This window comes from Aeromonas sp. Y311-2 (assembly GCF_027706025.1).
GTDB lineage: Bacteria > Pseudomonadota > Gammaproteobacteria > Enterobacterales > Aeromonadaceae > Aeromonas > Aeromonas veronii.
Window position 1 is genome coordinate 221673 of the sequence record NZ_JAPDCL010000004.1, and the last position, 16592, is coordinate 238264.

Below are 16592 nucleotides of genomic sequence, written 5' to 3' on the forward strand. Positions count from 1 at the left end.
TTTGTGTACAATTTATGACGCCGGTTGCCCTGTCAGCCATCAGGGCAAGCTGGTCGGAATGTACTTGCTCAGTGGTGATCCTGAAACTGCGCGGCAATCTCCCTGAACTGCGCCTCACAGGCGAGAAACGCCGCGACAATGCCGGGATCAAAATGGCTGCCGCTCCCCTTCACGATGATCTCCTTCGCTTCCTCATGGCTGAAAGCAGGTTTGTAGACCCGTTTCGAGATGAGGGCATCGTAGACATCCGCTACCGCCATCAAACGCCCGGAGAGGGGAATGTCCTCACCCGCCAGCCCAGCCGGATAGCCGCTGCCATCCCACTTTTCGTGGTGGGTGAGGGAGATCTCCCGGGCTAGCCGCAAGAAGGAGTTGGAGCCCAGCTGCGCCTCGGCGCTCGCCAGCGCATCGGCGCCGATCTGCGGGTGGCGCTTCATGATGGCGAACTCCTCGTCGGTCAGCTTGCCCGGTTTGAGCAGGATGGCATCGGGAATGCCCACCTTGCCCACATCGTGCAGCGGGGCCGATTTGAACAGCAGGTCGATGGTGGCGTCATCGAGCGGATAGCGATCCCAATCGCTGCGACTGAGGTATTGCGCCAGCGCCTTCACATAATGCTGGGTGCGGATGATATGGGCGCCGGTCTCGTTGTCCCGGGTCTCCGCCAGCGAGGCGAGGCCAAGGATGGCCACGTCACGGGTCAGGTTGAGCTCGTCGCTGCGGGATTTCAGCTCACCGATCATCTGATTGGTGCTGGCGGCGATAAGGCCAAACTCGTCATCCCGGGTGACCGGCACCCGGGCGTCGAAGTCACCACACTGTACTCTGGCCATTGTGCTGGTCTGCTGGCGCAGGGATAGGCCGAGATTGCGACCATAACCGTGAATTATGAGGGCGAGATAACAGAAGGTCACCGTCATCACGAAGGCGATCTCCCACAGGATGTAGTGCTGGGCATCGACCCTCGGCAGGCTGCGCTCCACCGTCACCAGCCACTCCAGATCCTTGTTGAACAGCAAGAAGAAGACCCCCCCCAGCAGGGTGAGGGTAGCCAGGGTAAAGAGGGTGAACTTGCGTGGCATCGGCATGGCCAGCGGGTGGCTCAGAGCCAGGCTCTGCTCGGCTTGCCGTGTTCTGGCCCGATTCCAATCCCGCTCCAGGGTCAGATCGGCCGCCACCAGAAAGCCGAGGGTGGTCATCCCCAGCAGCACCTTGAGGTGACTCTCCAGCGGGAAGTCGTGGGTCAGGGCGTTGTAGCCCGAGAGCAGCAGTGCTCCCAGCAGGTAGAAACCCACCTCCAGTCCAAACCCGTCCAGCCCGTTGCGCGGCAGGGGCCGCCTTGAGAGCAGCCAATTGCGTACGGCGAACATGATGGCGAACGTCACCAGGGTTGGCCCCAGCAACTGGGGCAGGGTGAGACTCTCGAGAAACGGGCAAACCTGCCAGCCATAGAGACAAAATAGTGACAGGGTTACCCCGTAGTGCAGGGCGCAGCGCCCCGTGATCCTCTGCATATTCCCACCCATGTTGCTGGTTATTGTTATGTCGGCGGGAGGCCCGCCATTACAGGCGCCGCAGCAGCAAGCTACCGATGGAGTAGCCAGCGCCAAAGGAGCACAGTACGCCGCGAGCCCCCGCAGGAAGGTCGCGATTGTACAGATGAAACGCGATGATGGAACCCGCCGAGCTGGTATTACCATAGCTATCAAGAATGACCGGCGCCTCCTGCTGGCTGGCATCGTGGCCCAGCAGCTTGCGACCGATGAACTGGTTCATGGTGAGGTTGGCCTGATGGAGCCAGAGCCGGTTCAGGCTCTCGGCAGGCCAGCCCTGCTCATCGAGCTGGTTGGCTATCTGGTCGCACACCAGCGGCAACACCTCCTTGAACACCTTGCGCCCCTGCTGGCGAAACAGCTTGTCGTCGCCGTAGCGGGTGCGCGGGCTCAGCCGGTTCAGAAAGCCGAAGTTGTTGCGGATGTTGTTGGAGTACTGGGTCACCAGCTTGCTGGCCACCAGTTGCCACGGATTGGCCACCTTGCAATCGGCCTCCCGCTCTAGCAGCACCGCGGTGCAGGCATCGCCGAAGATAAAGTGACTGTCTCTATCGCGGAAATTGAGGTGCCCCGAGCAGATCTCCGGATTGACCACCAACGCCACGTTGGCGGTGCCAGCCGCCAGCATGTCGGCGGCTGTCTTGATGCCGAAGGTGGCGGACGAGCAGGCCACGTTCATATCAAAGGCCATGCCGCTCGCCCCCAGATAGTGCTGCAGCTCGATGGCCAGCGCTGGGTAGGGGCGCGGCATGTTGGAGGCGGCCACGATCACCAAATCGATCTCGCCGGGCTCGCGGCCGGCGGCGATCAGTGCCTGCTCGGCGGCGGCCACCGCCATCTCCACCATGATGGAGGGCATCTCATCGGGCCGCTCCGCCAGCAGCGGCTGCATGATGTCGGGGTTGAGCACTCCCTCTCGGCTCACCAGATAACGACTCTTGATGCCGGAGGCCTTCTCGATGAACTCGCAGCTGGAGTGCTGCTTGGCGGGAAGCTGGCCGGCGTCGATGGCGGAGGCGTTCTCCTCGTTGTAGAGATCCACATACTGGTTGAAGGCGGCCACCAGCTCTTCATTGCTGACGGCAAAGGGTGGGGTATAGAGGCCTGAGCCACTGATCACGATAGAGGTCATCTTTGCTCCTCGCCGGGTGCGTTCCCGGCTTGTCGGTTTATAGGGTAGAGAGGGTTACAGCTGGTCGATCGCCGCAGCGAGACCCGCCAGGGTCAGCGGATGCATCCGTCCGCCAACCACGTCATTCATCAGCTTGATGGAGGGATGCCAGAGCCACTCCCGCCGCGGGGTGGGGTTGATCCACACCAGTTTGGGAAAGTGCTGCTGCAATCGGGTAAGCCACACCTGACCCGACTCCTCGTTCCACTGCTCGACACTGCCGCCCGGCCAAGTGATCTCGTAGGGGCCCATGGTGGCATCCCCCACCAGGATCACCCGGTAGTCGCTGCCATAGGTGCGCAGCAGCCGCAGGGTATCGAACCGCTCCTCAAAGCGGCGGGCGTTATCCTTCCATACGAAGTCGTAGAGGCAGTTGTGAAAATAGAAGTACTCCAGATGCTTGAACTCGTGGCGCAGCGCCGAGAAGAGGCGCTGCACCTCGGCCACGTGGGCATCCATGGAGCCTCCCACATCGAAAAAGACCAATAGCTTCACCCCGTTGTGGCGCTCGGGTCGCAGCTTCACATCGAGCCACCCTTGGCGGGCAGAGCTTTTTATGGTGTCGTCGAGATCCAGCTCGTCCGGGTTGCCCTTGCGCACCCAGCGCCTGAGTTTGCGCAGTGCCAGCTGGATGGCGCGCTGGCCGAGCGGCGAGTCATCGCTGAAGTTGCGATAGTGTCGGGCCTCCCACACCTTGACCGCCTTACCGTGCTGCCCCTCTCCACCCATGCGCACCCCCTCGGGGTGAAAACCGCCGTGGCCAAACGGGCTGCTGCCACCGGTCCCCACCCATTTGTTGCCGCCGGCGTGGCGCTCTTTCTGCTCGCTTAATCGCTGGTTAAGGGTCTCCAGCAGCTTGTCGAGTCCGCCGAGGGATTTGAGCAGCGCCTTCTCCTCTGGGCTCAACAGTCGCTCGAACTCCTTGCGCAGCCACTCCTCGGGCAGGTTTTCCGGCAGCAGGGGGATGGCGTCCAGCCCCTCATAGTATTCGGCGAAGGCGCGATCGAAGCGATCGTAGTGGGCCTCGTCTTTTACCAACAGGCAGCGGGAGAGCTGGTAGAACTCGTCCATATCGACAGCGACCAGTCGGGCCGCCAGTGCGGCGTGCAAGTCCAGCAACTCGCGCAGGCTGCACGGGAGTTTGTGGCGGCGCAGGTGGGTAAAAAAGTCGATCAGCATGGGTCAGCTGCCGCGCCGTGCCAGAAAGGCGAGCTTCTCGAATAGATGCAGGTCTTGCTCGGTCTTGAGCAGGGCGCCATATAGCGCGGGCACCAGCTTGCCGGGCTCGCGGGCACGCATCGCCTCGGGGGCGATATCGTCGGCCAAGAGCAGGCGGATCCAGTCCAGCAGCTCCGAGGTGGAGGGTTTCTTGCGCAGTCCCTCTACCTCGCGCAGCTCGAAGAAGAGCTCCATTGCCTCGCCAAGCAGGCTCTCCTTGAGGTCGGGGTAGTGGAGTTTGACGATGGCCTGCATCTCGGCCTTGTCGGGGAAGCGGATGTAGTGGAAGAAACAGCGGCGCAGGAAGGCGTCCGGCAGCTCTTTTTCGTTGTTGGAGGTGATGATGACCACCGGCCGCTGGCGCGCCTTGACTCGCTCGCCGGTTTCGTAGACGTCGAACTCCATCCGATCCAGCTCCAGCAGCAGATCGTTGGGGAATTCGATGTCGGCTTTGTCGATCTCGTCGATCAGCAGCACAGGTCGCTGCTCGGCGCTGAAGGCCTGCCACAACTTGCCTTTACGAATGTAGTGGCTGATATCGGCCACTCTGGGGTCGCCGAGCTGGGAGTCCCGCAGCCGGGCCACCGCATCATATTCGTAGAGTCCCTGCTGGGCCTTGGTGGTGGACTTGATATGCCAGGCAATGAGATCGGTGCCGAGATGGTCGGCGACCGCTTCTGCCAGTACCGTCTTGCCGGTGCCCGGCTCCCCTTTGATCAGCAGCGGTTTTTCGAGGGTGATGGCGGCATTGACTGCCATCTTCAATGCATCGGAGGCGAGATACTGGCTGCTTCCTGAAAATCCCATAACGTCGGTTCCTTTGACGATTGGCTCCCGGAGTCAGGGGCCAGAGAGAATAAGCTCTATATGTTGTAATACCATATGGTTATAACGAATAGTCACTTCTCATTCATAAACCACAGGGTAATCTTGTTTCATCGTCGTAACAAACACAGGGATAGCACCATGAGCAAAATTTTTGAGGACAACAGCCAGACTATCGGTCACACCCCGCTGGTTCGTCTCAACCGTGTTACCAAAGGCCGCGTGCTGGCCAAGATCGAGAGCCGCAACCCCAGCTTCAGCGTCAAGTGCCGTATCGGTGCCAACCTGATCTGGGATGCCGAGAAGCGCGGTATCCTGACCAAGGGTAAGGAGATTATCGAGCCCACCAGCGGCAACACGGGTATTGCTCTGGCCTTTGTCGCGGCAGCTCGCGGCTATCCCATCACCCTGACCATGCCGGCCACCATGAGCCTGGAGCGCCGCAAGCTGCTCAAGGCGCTCGGTGCCAATCTGGTGCTGACCGAAGGGCCGCTCGGCATGAAGGGGGCCATTGCCAAGGCCAACGAGATCCTCGAATCCGAGCCGGGCAAGTATGTGTTGCTGCAACAGTTTGAAAACCCGGCCAACCCGGAGATCCACGAAAAGACCACCGGCCCCGAGATTTGGGATGCCACTGACGGCGAAGTGGATGTGTTCGTAGCCGGGGTCGGTACCGGCGGCACCATTACCGGGGTCTCCCGCTATCTGAAGCAGACGAAAGGCAAGGCGGTGGTCTCTGTTGCGGTCGAACCGGCCGAGTCGCCGGTCATCAGCCAGAAGCTGGCCGGGGAAGAGATCAAACCGGGCCCACACAAGATCCAGGGGATCGGCGCCGGCTTTATCCCGGGCAACCTGGACCTCTCCCTCATCGATCGGGTGGAGAAGGTGACCAGTGACGAAGCCATCGAGATGGCTCGCCGCCTGATGGAGGAGGAGGGGATCCTGGCCGGTATCAGCTCCGGTGCTGCGGTGGTGGCTGCCAGCCGTCTTGCCGAGCTGCCGGAATTTGCGGGCAAAACCATTGTGGTCATCCTGCCGAGTGCGGCGGAGCGTTACCTCTCTAGCGCCCTGTTTGCCGGGGTGTTCAGCGAGCAGGAGCTGCAGCAGTAACTGATCGGAATCTTTCAAAACAGCGGCGCTCCCAGGAGCGCCGCTTCTTTATGGGCTAGACTCAACCCCTGTTAGTGTCACTTGATCCTTATTTTTTGGGGTAAAATAACAAGTTCCGGAGTGAGAAAAAAAGCAGACATTCCGCTCTAAATCTCATATCCTGTGCGGCGTCACGCGGTGTTTGCTGGCTGGGTATCACAAAGTAACAAAGTGTTATTTTTCGTTATAAAATAATTTCAGGCCAGTCCTGATGCGGCTTGTAGCCCAATAACTGAAAATTGCCAACCAGCGCGCCGATTACTGCACAGAAACTTGACCTGGATTAAACCATTGCGGGTCTGCTTTCGTTACTTTACAACATATCCATACTGACACGGTGGGTCAGGTTGCCTCAAAAACGACCAATCCACCAAAAAATATCAATAATATGGGGTGAAACCATGTACGAGAAGTCTGTTGTTATTACTGCTGAAAACGGCCTGCACACCCGTCCGGCAGCTCAGTTCGTGAAAGAAGCCAAAGAATTCCAAAGCGAGATCACTGTGGTCTCCGGTGGCAAGTCCGCCAGCGCCAAGAGCCTGTTCAAGCTGCAGACCCTGGGCCTGACCAAGGGTACCAACGTAACTATCCAGGCTGACGGCCCGGATGCTCAGCAAGCTGTTGAGAAGCTGGTTGCCCTGATGGACGAGCTGGAGTAATCCAGCTTTAGATTCCTCCCCCACAGTCGTTTTAATAGGAAGGATTATGATATCTGGCATTCTTGCGTCCCCCGGTATCGCATTCGGTAAGGCGCTTCTTCTTAAAGAAGATGAAATCGTTATCAATCAGGGCAAAATCTCTGCTGACCAGATTGATGCCGAGATCAACCGTTTCCTCGAAGCTCGTACCAAGTCAGCTACCCAGCTGGAAGCCATCAAAGAGATGGCCGGTCGCACCTTCGGTGAGGAAAAAGAGGCCATCTTCGAAGGCCACATCATGCTGCTCGAAGATGAGGAGCTGGAAGGGGATATCAAATCCTTCATCAAAGAGAACAAGGCTTCCGCTGACAAAGCCATCTATGAGGTGATCGAACAGTACGCCAAGATGATGGCCGAGCTGGATGACCCTTATCTGCGCGAACGCGCTACCGACTTCCGTGACATCGGCACCCGTCTGGTCAAGAACGTACTGGGCATCGCCGTTGTCAACCTGAGCACCATCGACGAAGAGGTGATCCTGGTCGCCAAAGACCTGACCCCGTCTGAAACCGCTCAGATCAACCTGAAATATGTGCTGGGTTTCGTCACCGACATCGGTGGCCGTACCTCTCACACCTCCATCATGGCCCGCTCCCTGGAGCTGCCGGCCGTGGTAGGCACCAACGACATCACCGAGCGCGTCAAGAACGGTGACATGCTGGTGCTGGATGCGATCAACAACCAGATCATCATCAATCCGACTGCGGAACAGCTGACCGAAGCCAAGAAATTCCAGGCTCAGTTCCAGGCCGAGAAAGATGAGCTGGCCAAGCTGAAAGATCTGCCTGCCATCACACTGGATGGTCACCAGGTCGAAGTGTGCGCCAACATCGGTACCGTCAAGGATACCGAGGGTGCCATCCGCAATGGCGCCGAAGGCGTGGGTCTGTACCGTACCGAGTTCCTGTTCATGGATCGTGACGCGCTGCCGACCGAAGAAGAGCAGTTCAAAGCCTACAAAGAAGTGGCCGAAGCGATGCCGGATCAGCCGATCATCGTGCGTACCATGGACATTGGCGGCGACAAAGAGCTGCCCTACATGAATTTCCCGAAAGAGATGAACCCCTTCCTGGGCTGGCGTGCCGTGCGTATCTTCTTCGACCGCGAAGACATCATGCATGCACAGCTGCGGGCCATTCTGCGTGCGTCTGCCTTCGGCAAACTGCGCATCATGTTCCCGATGATCATCTCTGTCGAAGAGTTCCGTAGCCTGAAAGCGACCGTAGAGACGCTGAAAGCCGAACTGCGTGCCGAAGGCAAAGCCTTTGATGAATCCATTGAAGTGGGTATCATGATCGAGACCCCGGCCGCTGCCGTGATGGCTCATCATCTGGCCAAGGAAGTGGATTTCTTCAGTATCGGTACCAACGACCTGACCCAGTACACTCTGGCTGTCGATCGTGGTAACGAGATGATCTCCGCCATGTACAACCCGCTGTCACCCTCCGTCCTGACCCTGATCAAGATGGTTATCGATGCGTCCCACGCCGAAGGCAAGTGGACCGGTATGTGTGGTGAACTGGCTGGTGACGAGCGCGCTACCCTGCTGCTGCTGGGTATGGGTCTGGATGAGTTCTCCATGAGCGCCATCTCTGTACCGCGTATCAAGAAGCTTATCCGCAACACCAACTTCGAAGATGTGAAGGCAATGGCTGATCAAGCACTGAGCTTTGCCACCGCCGCTGAAATCGAAGCATGCGTAGATAACTTTATTAAGCAGAAAGCAGTCTGCTAAGATCGGCTGCAAACAGCGACAAATCATCTCTAGGAGCTTTATATGGGTCTGTTTGATAAACTGAAGAAACTGGTTTCCGACGATAGCTCTGACACCGGCGGCATCGAAATTTTTGCTCCGCTGTCTGGCGAAATCGTGCCGATCGAAGATGTGCCTGACGTTGTCTTCGCCGAGAAGATCGTTGGTGACGGGATCGCCATCAAGCCGGCTGGCAACAAGATGGTTGCTCCGTGCGATGGTACCATCGGCAAGATTTTCGAGACCAACCACGCGTTCTCTCTGGAATCCGACTCCGGTATCGAGCTGTTCGTTCACTTCGGTATCGACACCGTTGAACTGAAAGGCGAAGGCTTCAAGCGTATCGCTCAGGAAGGCCAGCAGGTCAAGCGCGGCGACACCATCATCGAGTTCGATCTGGCCGTTCTGGAAGCGAAAGCCAAGTCTACCCTGACTCCGGTTGTCATCTCCAACATGGACGAGATCAAAGAGCTGATCAAAATGACTGGTGCCGTGACTGTGGGCGAGACCCCGGTTATCCGTATCAAGAAGTAATGCCCGGCTGGCTCACGCCAGTTGCGCAGTAAAAAACCGAAGCCTTGTGCTTCGGTTTTTTTATGGCCGCGACTCGGCTTCCCTTTCTGGTGATCACTCTATTCCGTCGAGATGACAACCCGGTTACGGCCCTGATCCTTGGCCTGATAAAGGGCCCGGTCGGCCATCATCAGCAGATAGTCGATGCTCTCCTGCCCCTTCATGCTGGCACACCCCAGACTGATGGTGAGGGAGAGCTGTTTCCCCTGCCATGGCAATCGGGTGGTACTGACATGCTGGCGCAGCTGTTCGGCGCGCCGTGCCGCCTGGTCAATATCACAACCAGGCAGGATCAGCAGAAACTCCTCTCCACCCCAACGGGCCAGACTCTCCCCCGGCAACAGCTGGCTCGCCATGGCGTGGGCGACGGCGCAGAGCGCGGCATCACCCGCAGGGTGGCCGTAGCGGTCATTGACCTGTTTGAAATGGTCGATATCTCCCAGTACCACCGAGAGGGGCTCACCTTGCAACCAAAGGGCCTGCAGCTGTTGCTGGGCGCCGCGCCGGTTGGTCAGTTCGGTGAGTGGATCGGTGCAGGAGAGGCGGCTCACCTCTTCCACCATACACTGCAGGTCGTGGATATCGCGAAAGGTGACGATATGGCCATCCGGGATGGCATCGGCTCCCAGCTGGGCAGTGACGATAAACCAGCGCGACTGACCGCTCTTGCAGCGGATCAGCGCAGGCATTTCGGCAACCTCCAGTCCTTGCGACAAGCTCTGTTCCACCTGGGAGTGCCAGGAGTCGATGATGGTGCGGCGATACCCTTCATCCGGGTATGCGACCTGAAACCAGGAGGCCATGTCCGGCAGGTCGTCAAGGTTGTAGCCCAGCTGCTCAATAAAGGCTTTATTCAGGAAGCGGTGGCGCCGCTGCGGGATCATGTCGGGTGAGCAGCCATCGTGACGGGCAATGGATTCTGACACCAGAATAGGCAGCGGGATCACATCGAAGGAGCGAAACAGGATCTGTTGCAGTTCTCGGTCATTCATAGGAAAAGCGGCTCCACGATGCATCTTTTACATGCTTTACCATAGGTCAGACCAGTGTGGTGGTAAACCGATTTATGGCGGTTACGCCGCCGGTTTTTCAGCCAATGGCAAAGGCGAGAAAATGGCGGGGTTGTTTGCCGTGGCCGTATCGGGTGAAAGCTGGGCAGGCAGAGGAGAAACGGCGGGGCAAAGGGTCAAAAAAACCCACATGGTCAGGCACATGTGGGTCGGGAAAAACCAGGCAGGGTAAAACAGACACTCCCTGTGTCGGTCATCTTCAGCTCAGGTGGAGGTGGTCCATCTGCTGGAGCTTTTCGGGCCAGGGCCCCTGCTGGTGGTCACCAAATCTTCACACGCTCGGAAGGTGGCAGATAGAGCTTGTCTCCCGGCTTGATGGCAAAGGCGTGATAGAAGGCCTGCATATTCGCGACGACGCCATTGACCCGGTACTCCAGCGGCGAGTGGGGATCTGTCTTGAGCAGAACGGCAGCGAGCTCGGGCCGGTACTTTCCTTTCCACACCTGCGCCCAGCCGATAAAGAAACGCTGCTCGGCAGTGAAGCCATCGAGCACCGCTGGCAGGCGGTTGCCCAGGGCGAGCCGGTACGCCTTGTGGGCGATGGTCAAGCCGCCGAGATCGCCGATGTTCTCGCCAAGGGTCAGCTGGCCGTTGACATGCTCCCCCATGATGGGCTCGAAACGGTCGTACTGTTTTGCCAGTTTTTGCGCTCTGGCGGTGAACTCCTTGAGGTCGGCCGGAGCCCACCAGTTGTGCAAGGCACCGTTGCCATCGAATTTGGCCCCCTGATCATCGAAACCATGGCTCAGCTCGTGACCGATGACCGCGCCGATGGCGCCATAGTTGACCGCATCATCCGCCTTCAGATCGAAGTAGGGTGGTTGCAGTATGGCGGCCGGGAAGACGATCTCGTTGTTGTTCGGGTTGTAGTAGGCGTTCACCGTCTGCGGATTGTCGAACCACTCCTCCCGATCCACCGGTTGATGGAGGCGGGCAAGGTGCTCGTTGTAACGCACCGTGGCCGCGCGCTGGGCATTGCCGACCAGATCATCGGGACGGATCTCGATTGCGCTGTAATCCTGCCACTGGTCGGGATAGCCGATCTTGACCCTTACCTTCTCTAGTTTCGCCAGCGCCTGCTGTTTGGTCGGGGCAGACATCCAGTCGAGCCCACCGATCTCCTGGCGATAGGCAGCGATCAGATTGCGTACCATGGTCGCCATCTGTGCCTTGGCTTCGGCCGGGAAGTAGCGCTCCACGTAGAGTTTGCCCACCGCCTGACCCAGATAGTCGTCCAGCACCTCCATGGCCTGCTTCCAGGGCTCCCGCTGCCGGGGGATGCCGCTCAGGGTTGTACCGTAGAAAGCGAAGTGCAGAGCATTGCTCTGGCTGTCGAGATAGGGCGCATAAGTGCGTAGCAGATGGAACAGGCAGTAGGATTGCCACTGCGCGATGCTGGTCTCCTGCATCACGGCGGTCAGCTTCTCCAGATAGTCCGGCTCACTGACGATGATCTCCGTTTCCCCGGCGATACCGGCCTCTGCCAGGTAGCGTTGCCAATCCAGGGTGGGCAGCAACTGACTGAGGCGAGCGATGGGCAGTTTGTTGTAGGTGAGGTTGTCATCCCGCAGCTTGACTCTGCCCCACTGCAGGCTGGCGAGCCGGGTCTCCAGCGCCAGAATGCGATGGGCCTGCTCGCTCGCCCCCTCGACGCCGGCATGGTTGAGCAGGGCGGTAATGAACTGCTCGTAGCTGGCCCGCAGTGTCTTGCTGGTGGCATCTGCTTTCAGGTAGTAGCCCCGATCCGGCAGACCGAGGCCGGATTGCTGCAGGTAGATCCCGTAGCTGTCAGGCTGTTTCTTGTCGGCCATGAACCCGATACCAAAGGGAGCGCCGCCGCCCAGCTTGTTAACCCGGGCAAAGTAGGTGGCTAGCGAGGCGCCATCATGGATGGCCATGATCTCATCGCGCAGTGGCTGAATGGGGGTCAGCCCTTTGGCATCCCGCCCGGCCTGATCCAGATAGCTGGCGTAGAGGTCGGCTATCTGCTGGCGAGGGGTTCCGGTTTGTTGCGGGCGCTTGAGCAGCTCCTCCAGCAACACCTTGCGATCCTCCAGCGACTTGTCCGCCAAAAGATTGCCGATGGTCTGCCCCGGCATGTCATCCGGAATTTGGGTCTGGGCCAGCCAGTTGCCGTTGACGTGGCGAAACAGATCGTCCGCCGCGCGCACGCTGTTATCCATGCTGGCCAGATCCACCCCGGAGTGGCCGCTGGCGGCACCGGCGCATGGGGCCAGCGCAATGAGGCTGGCGATCATGCTGCGTTGCTGTTTCATCGTGAGTGTCCTGTATGGGGAGCCTGTGGTGATTGGCTGTAACCGCTGGCCAATCAGCTGCGAACGACCGAGAGGAAGCGACCGTCGTGATTGAAGGTGCAGGTAAAGTCGACCAGATCATCGTCGGTCTCGTACTGGCCATAGACCTTGTATCTGTGGCCACTCTCTTCTGCCGACTCGGTGGTGATATCGCGGGGGGAGACATGGAATTTGCTGGCTGCTTCCCCCGAGCAGTAACGGGGCATCTTGCTGGTGGCCATATGCTGGTCATCGCTATCGTCATGCTGGCCATCATGCTCGTGTTTGTTATCGCTGTACTTTTTCCCGGCGTAATAGCCAGCGGCGCCGATGGCACCCAGCGCAGCTGCACCTATCAGGACTTTCTTGGTATCCATATTCTGGCAGCCGCTCAATGTCAGACAGGCGGCCAACCCCATTACCATCAAGGAGTGTTTCATCTCTCGGATCCTTTCAATTATCAAATGAGCAAGTCGGTGTCAGCCGGACGGTGGTCACAGTGCCCGGCGCTGGAATGGCGCCACTTTGCAATGGTCAGGATGAAGAGGACACTCAAATAAAATTAAAAAAAGTTATAAAAGTCCGGGAGCCGGGGCGAGCGCGGTATGGGTAAGCGGTGAGGGGAGAAGGGCGCAGGTTTCATCTGTGCGGTAAGTAGTGGTGTGTAGCAAGTGTTTGTTTTTAAAATTTTATTTCTCTTTATATTTTATCAAGGGTGATGGCTGCCTGTTGTGCGGCGGCCAGCCATGTTGGCAATGGATAACTGTCTCTATCGCCATAAACTGGCATAAAAAAGCCGCTCACCTGGGTGAGCGGCTGTTGCTATCAGATTAATGCAGTTCGCTATCAGGCTGGCTGCTTGCCATCTTCTGCTGGCGGCGGCAGGGCGGCGGAGTTGGACTCCACCTTCTGCTCTTCGCCCTGCATGTTCTTGATGTAGACATCCATCTGGTTGAAGGCGATCTCGATGCCGTTCTCGCGGAACAGCTGGTCGATCTTGCGGTTCAACTCGTCCACCGCCGGGTTGCGATCCCCCAGTTCGCTCACGAAGAAGCGCAGCTCGTGATCCAGGGTGCTGGCGCCAAAGGTGAGGAAGTAGACGATGGGAGCCGGGTCTTTCAGCACCCGACTGTTTTCGTCGGCCGCCTGTTTCAGCAGGGTGCGGGTCAGCTCGAGATCCGAGCCATACGCCACGCCCACCCGCACGATCACCCGAGTGACGGTGTCACTCAGCGACCAGTTGATGAGCCGTTCTGTCATCAGCTGCTGGTTGGGGATGATCACCTCTTTGCGGTCGAAGTCGGTCAGGGTGGTGGCGCGAATGCGGATCCGCGAGACTGTACCGGAGAAGGAGCCGATGGTGACGGTGTCACCGATCCGCACCGGACGCTCGAACAGGATGATGATGCCGGAGACGAAGTTGGAGAGGATCTCCTTCATGCCGAAACCGATACCGACTGACAGACCACCCGCTACCCACTGCAGCTTGTCCCACTGAACACCCATCATGGAGAGAGCGGTGAGGGAGCCAAAGCCGATCAGCACGTAGTTGAGCATGGTGGTGATGGCGTAGGCGGTCCCCTGAGCCAGGTTGAGCTTGGAGAGCACCAGCACCTCCAGCAAGCCCGGCAGGTTGCGCGCCAGTGACCAGGCACCGCCGAGCAGCAGGAAGCCGATCAGCACATCACTCAGGCTGATGGGGAAGAGCACGGCGTTGGCGCCGGTGCCTTCACTGCGGTGCCACAGCACCATGCTGTCGAGGTAGGAGAAGACCGCGACCAGATCGGACCAGAGCCAGTAGAAGGCGACGCCGAAGATCAGCATCAGCACGGTACGGGTCAGACGCAGGGACTGCTGGCTGACATCCTCCAGATCCATGGGCTGCTCTTCGATGGACTCGCCACCTTCCGCATCTTCCGAAGATTTGTGCTCACGCTTGGCCACCGCACGGCGGTAGGCCAGACGACGGGCAGCCAGCTCCAGACCACGCAGAGCGGTGCGGTAGACCAGGCTCCAGATGATGATGAGGTAGAAGGATTCGATCAGGCGACCGGTCAGCTTCAGCGCGGTGTAGTAGTAACCGAGCACGGCCAGCACGATCAGCGCCACCGGTGCCAGCGCCAGGGCAATGGCGATCAGCGACTTCTGCATGCTCGCCTCGCCCTTGATGCGGGCGCGGGAGATGGGGAACACCAGATAGGCGGCCAGCCCCAGCAGGGTCAGGGTCATGGCCTGGCCGATCACATCGTTGCCCAGGGTGGAGGGTTCAACCACCGCCTTGGTCGCGAGCATGATGAGCGGCAGCAGTGGCAACCAGATGTAGCGCATGCTGTTGCGCTTGGCCTGCAGCTCCGCTTTCGGGATCCGGAAGTGGGTTTCGGCGATACCGCCCGGGCGCATCACCGCCAGATAGACGCTGAACACCAGATAACCGAGGGCGAGGTTCAGGGTGATCTGGAACATCAGCTTGGGACTGAGCAGACCGCAGTAGGTGAGCAGCAGACCGCCAGCCAGAATGAACATGCTGCCCGGCAGGCGTTGCAGCACGGTATAGAGCAGGGCGCGCGGGGTGTGCCACTGGCTGTCCTGACGGAAACGGCCAAGGTCCTTGGTGATCTTCTTCTCGCGCTCAACCAGCGCAGGGCGTTTCCAGACCAGCAGGCCGCCGATCAGCAGCAGCGGGAAGGCGAGCAGGGAGATCCCTAAGAGCTCTTCGCGCCAGCGTTTCCAGTCCGGTTTCAATACCCAGTCGGAGGCCTGTTTGTAGGCCTGGGCGGGCCAGCTGATAAACCACTTGCTGTCGATGGGCTTGTTGCTGCTTACCCAGAAGATGTGTTGCTGCAGGGTAAATTCGATAGAGGCATAGACCCGCGCCAGCTGCTGCTGGGTCAGCTGCAGGCTGATGGCGTTGGTGAGCTGGCTGTCGAGTTGGCGGTTGAGCTGATCGAGCAGATTGATGCGGGTGTCGAGCAGCTTGGCAAGGCTCTCCTTGTCCTCCTCGCCCACCGGATCCTTGCTGCTAGCGATCAGATTGTCCAGATAGAGGTTCTTCTGGAACAGCTGGTCACGCTGCTGGCTCAGTTCAAACTGGGCCAGATGCAGATCGGCAATCTGCTCTTCCAGGTTTTTGACGGCGATGGTGGGTGCCGCTTCCAGCTGCTGGTAGAGCTGATAGAGGATGCGCGACAGCAGCAGATTACCCTTGAGCATCTGCACCTGTTCATTGAGGTTGCGCTCGGTCTGGATGCCGCGCTCCAGCCAGCTCTTGGCTTGCAGGTTTTTCTGTACCAGCGAGTTGAGGCTGGTAGTGGCACCGATCAGCTGCTGGCTGAGCTGGTGGTTGAGCTCCTGCTCTTTTTGCACCAGCGGGCTGTCTTCGGTCGCCACCAATTCACCGGTCTGCTCGGCGGTTTTTTCGGTGTCGCCGAGGCGCTTGGCGCTGCTCTGATCCTGCAACAGCTGCAGTTTCTGCTCTTCGCTGGCGAGACGGGCACTCTGGTAGTCGCGCTGCTTGATCGCCAGATCCTGCATGCTGGTACGGTTATCTAGCTCCTTTTGCAGGTGGGCCAGTTGCAGGTCGAGCAGGGCCAGCTCGGCACCGAGCTTCATCTTCTCGGCGCTGGAGACGCTTTCACCGGCGTTGAGGCGGGTACGGATCTCCTGACTGCGCTGGTAGGCGCGGCTCATGCTGGCCTGGGCCCGCTCCGGCAGGGTCTGCAAGCTGGTGAGCTGGCTGCCGATGGCGCCGAGGGCCTCCTGGGCCGCCTGCATGTTGGCCAGCACTTCCGGCTGACGGCTGTCGAGCTCTGCCAGACTCATGCTGGCGTATTCGCTCTTGATCTGCTCGGCACTCTTGCCCTTGGTCAGGGCATCGAGCTTGGCGCTGATCTCTCTGAGTTCGGTGGGCAGGTTGCGGATCCGCTGGGCCTGGGTCTTGGCCTTCGCCTCTTCCTTGTCGATGCTGTCGAGCAGGGCGAGGGTTTCGGTCAGCAACTTCTGATCCGCTTGCTGACTGACGGTCAGGGTCTCTGATTTACCCAGACCATCCAGCGCTCGCTGAACTGCGTTGCGAGAGGGGACATCTTGCGCCATGGCTTGCGGCACGCAGAGGCTGGCGAGGAGACAGAGCAGCGGCAACAGGGTGGCCGAGACTCTTTTAAAACGTATTGAGGGCATATAACTTCCGGGTTATTACGCGATATTCGGGAGATTTCCCGCATAGATTAAATTCGCGTGGATTCTAACACCGGGCTTGTCAGGTAAGCAGGGGGGAGGGACAAAAAAAACG

12 protein-coding genes are annotated in these 16592 nt (G+C 59.0%); 4 read left to right on the forward strand and 8 right to left on the reverse strand.

Features of this window, described 5'->3' with window-relative positions; translation table 11 throughout:
- Positions 1-68: 68 nt before the first annotated feature.
- Genes OKC42_RS06195 through OKC42_RS06210 form a run of 4 tightly spaced genes read right to left on the reverse strand, consistent with a single transcriptional unit; the run spans position 69 to position 4749 of the window.
- Positions 69-1514 carry an HD domain-containing phosphohydrolase gene (locus OKC42_RS06195; protein ID WP_270659008.1) on the reverse strand — a complete coding sequence of 482 codons (1446 nt, stop codon included), beginning with the start codon at positions 1512-1514 and terminating at the stop codon, positions 69-71.
- Positions 1515-1563: 49 nt separating this feature from the next.
- Positions 1564-2685: a beta-ketoacyl-ACP synthase III gene (locus tag OKC42_RS06200; RefSeq protein WP_139459968.1), complete on the reverse strand. Its 1122-nt coding sequence runs from the start codon at positions 2683-2685 to the stop codon at positions 1564-1566.
- A 54-nt stretch (positions 2686-2739) separates the two neighbouring features.
- On the reverse strand, positions 2740-3903 hold the full coding sequence (locus OKC42_RS06205) for a vWA domain-containing protein (protein WP_270659006.1): 1164 nt from the start codon (positions 3901-3903) through the stop codon (positions 2740-2742).
- A 3-nt stretch (positions 3904-3906) separates the two neighbouring features.
- Positions 3907-4749, reverse strand: coding sequence for an AAA family ATPase (locus OKC42_RS06210; RefSeq protein WP_005350058.1), 843 nt, complete (start codon positions 4747-4749; stop codon positions 3907-3909).
- Between the two features lie 159 nt (positions 4750-4908).
- On the opposite strand from OKC42_RS06210, the gene cysK reads away from it, so the two are divergent.
- The 4 genes from cysK to crr all read left to right on the forward strand — a co-directional run bounded on the left by cysK (position 4909) and on the right by crr (position 8901).
- A complete protein-coding gene (gene cysK / locus OKC42_RS06215; RefSeq protein ID WP_005338267.1) occupies positions 4909-5877 on the forward strand; it encodes a cysteine synthase A in 969 nt (322 codons plus the stop codon).
- 440 nt (positions 5878-6317) lie between these two features.
- Positions 6318-6575, forward strand: coding sequence for an HPr family phosphocarrier protein (locus OKC42_RS06220; RefSeq protein ID WP_005338266.1), 258 nt, complete (start codon positions 6318-6320; stop codon positions 6573-6575).
- Between the two features lie 46 nt (positions 6576-6621).
- Positions 6622-8349 (forward strand): phosphoenolpyruvate-protein phosphotransferase PtsI, encoded by a 1728-nt coding sequence (gene ptsI / locus OKC42_RS06225; RefSeq protein WP_019446785.1) that lies wholly within the window; start codon positions 6622-6624, stop codon positions 8347-8349.
- A 42-nt stretch (positions 8350-8391) separates the two neighbouring features.
- Complete coding sequence (gene crr, locus OKC42_RS06230; protein ID WP_005338264.1) at positions 8392-8901, forward strand: PTS glucose transporter subunit IIA; 510 nt, start codon at positions 8392-8394, stop codon at positions 8899-8901.
- Between the two features lie 98 nt (positions 8902-8999).
- Here the strand turns inward: crr and OKC42_RS06235 are convergent, their stop codons facing one another.
- From OKC42_RS06235 to mscK, 4 genes are all read right to left on the reverse strand, one after another.
- On the reverse strand, positions 9000-9932 hold the full coding sequence (locus OKC42_RS06235; protein ID WP_270658999.1) for a GGDEF domain-containing protein: 933 nt from the start codon (positions 9930-9932) through the stop codon (positions 9000-9002).
- A gap of 338 nt (positions 9933-10270) precedes the next feature.
- Positions 10271-12286 carry a M13 family metallopeptidase gene (locus OKC42_RS06240; protein ID WP_270819247.1) on the reverse strand — a complete coding sequence of 672 codons (2016 nt, stop codon included), beginning with the start codon at positions 12284-12286 and terminating at the stop codon, positions 10271-10273.
- Positions 12287-12339: 53 nt separating this feature from the next.
- Entirely contained in the window at positions 12340-12744 is a 405-nt protein-coding gene (locus OKC42_RS06245; protein WP_270658996.1) for a hypothetical protein, read from the reverse strand.
- Between the two features lie 406 nt (positions 12745-13150).
- Entirely contained in the window at positions 13151-16480 is a 3330-nt protein-coding gene (gene mscK, locus OKC42_RS06250) for a mechanosensitive channel MscK (RefSeq protein ID WP_201990817.1), read from the reverse strand.
- Positions 16481-16592: the final 112 nt, after the last annotated feature.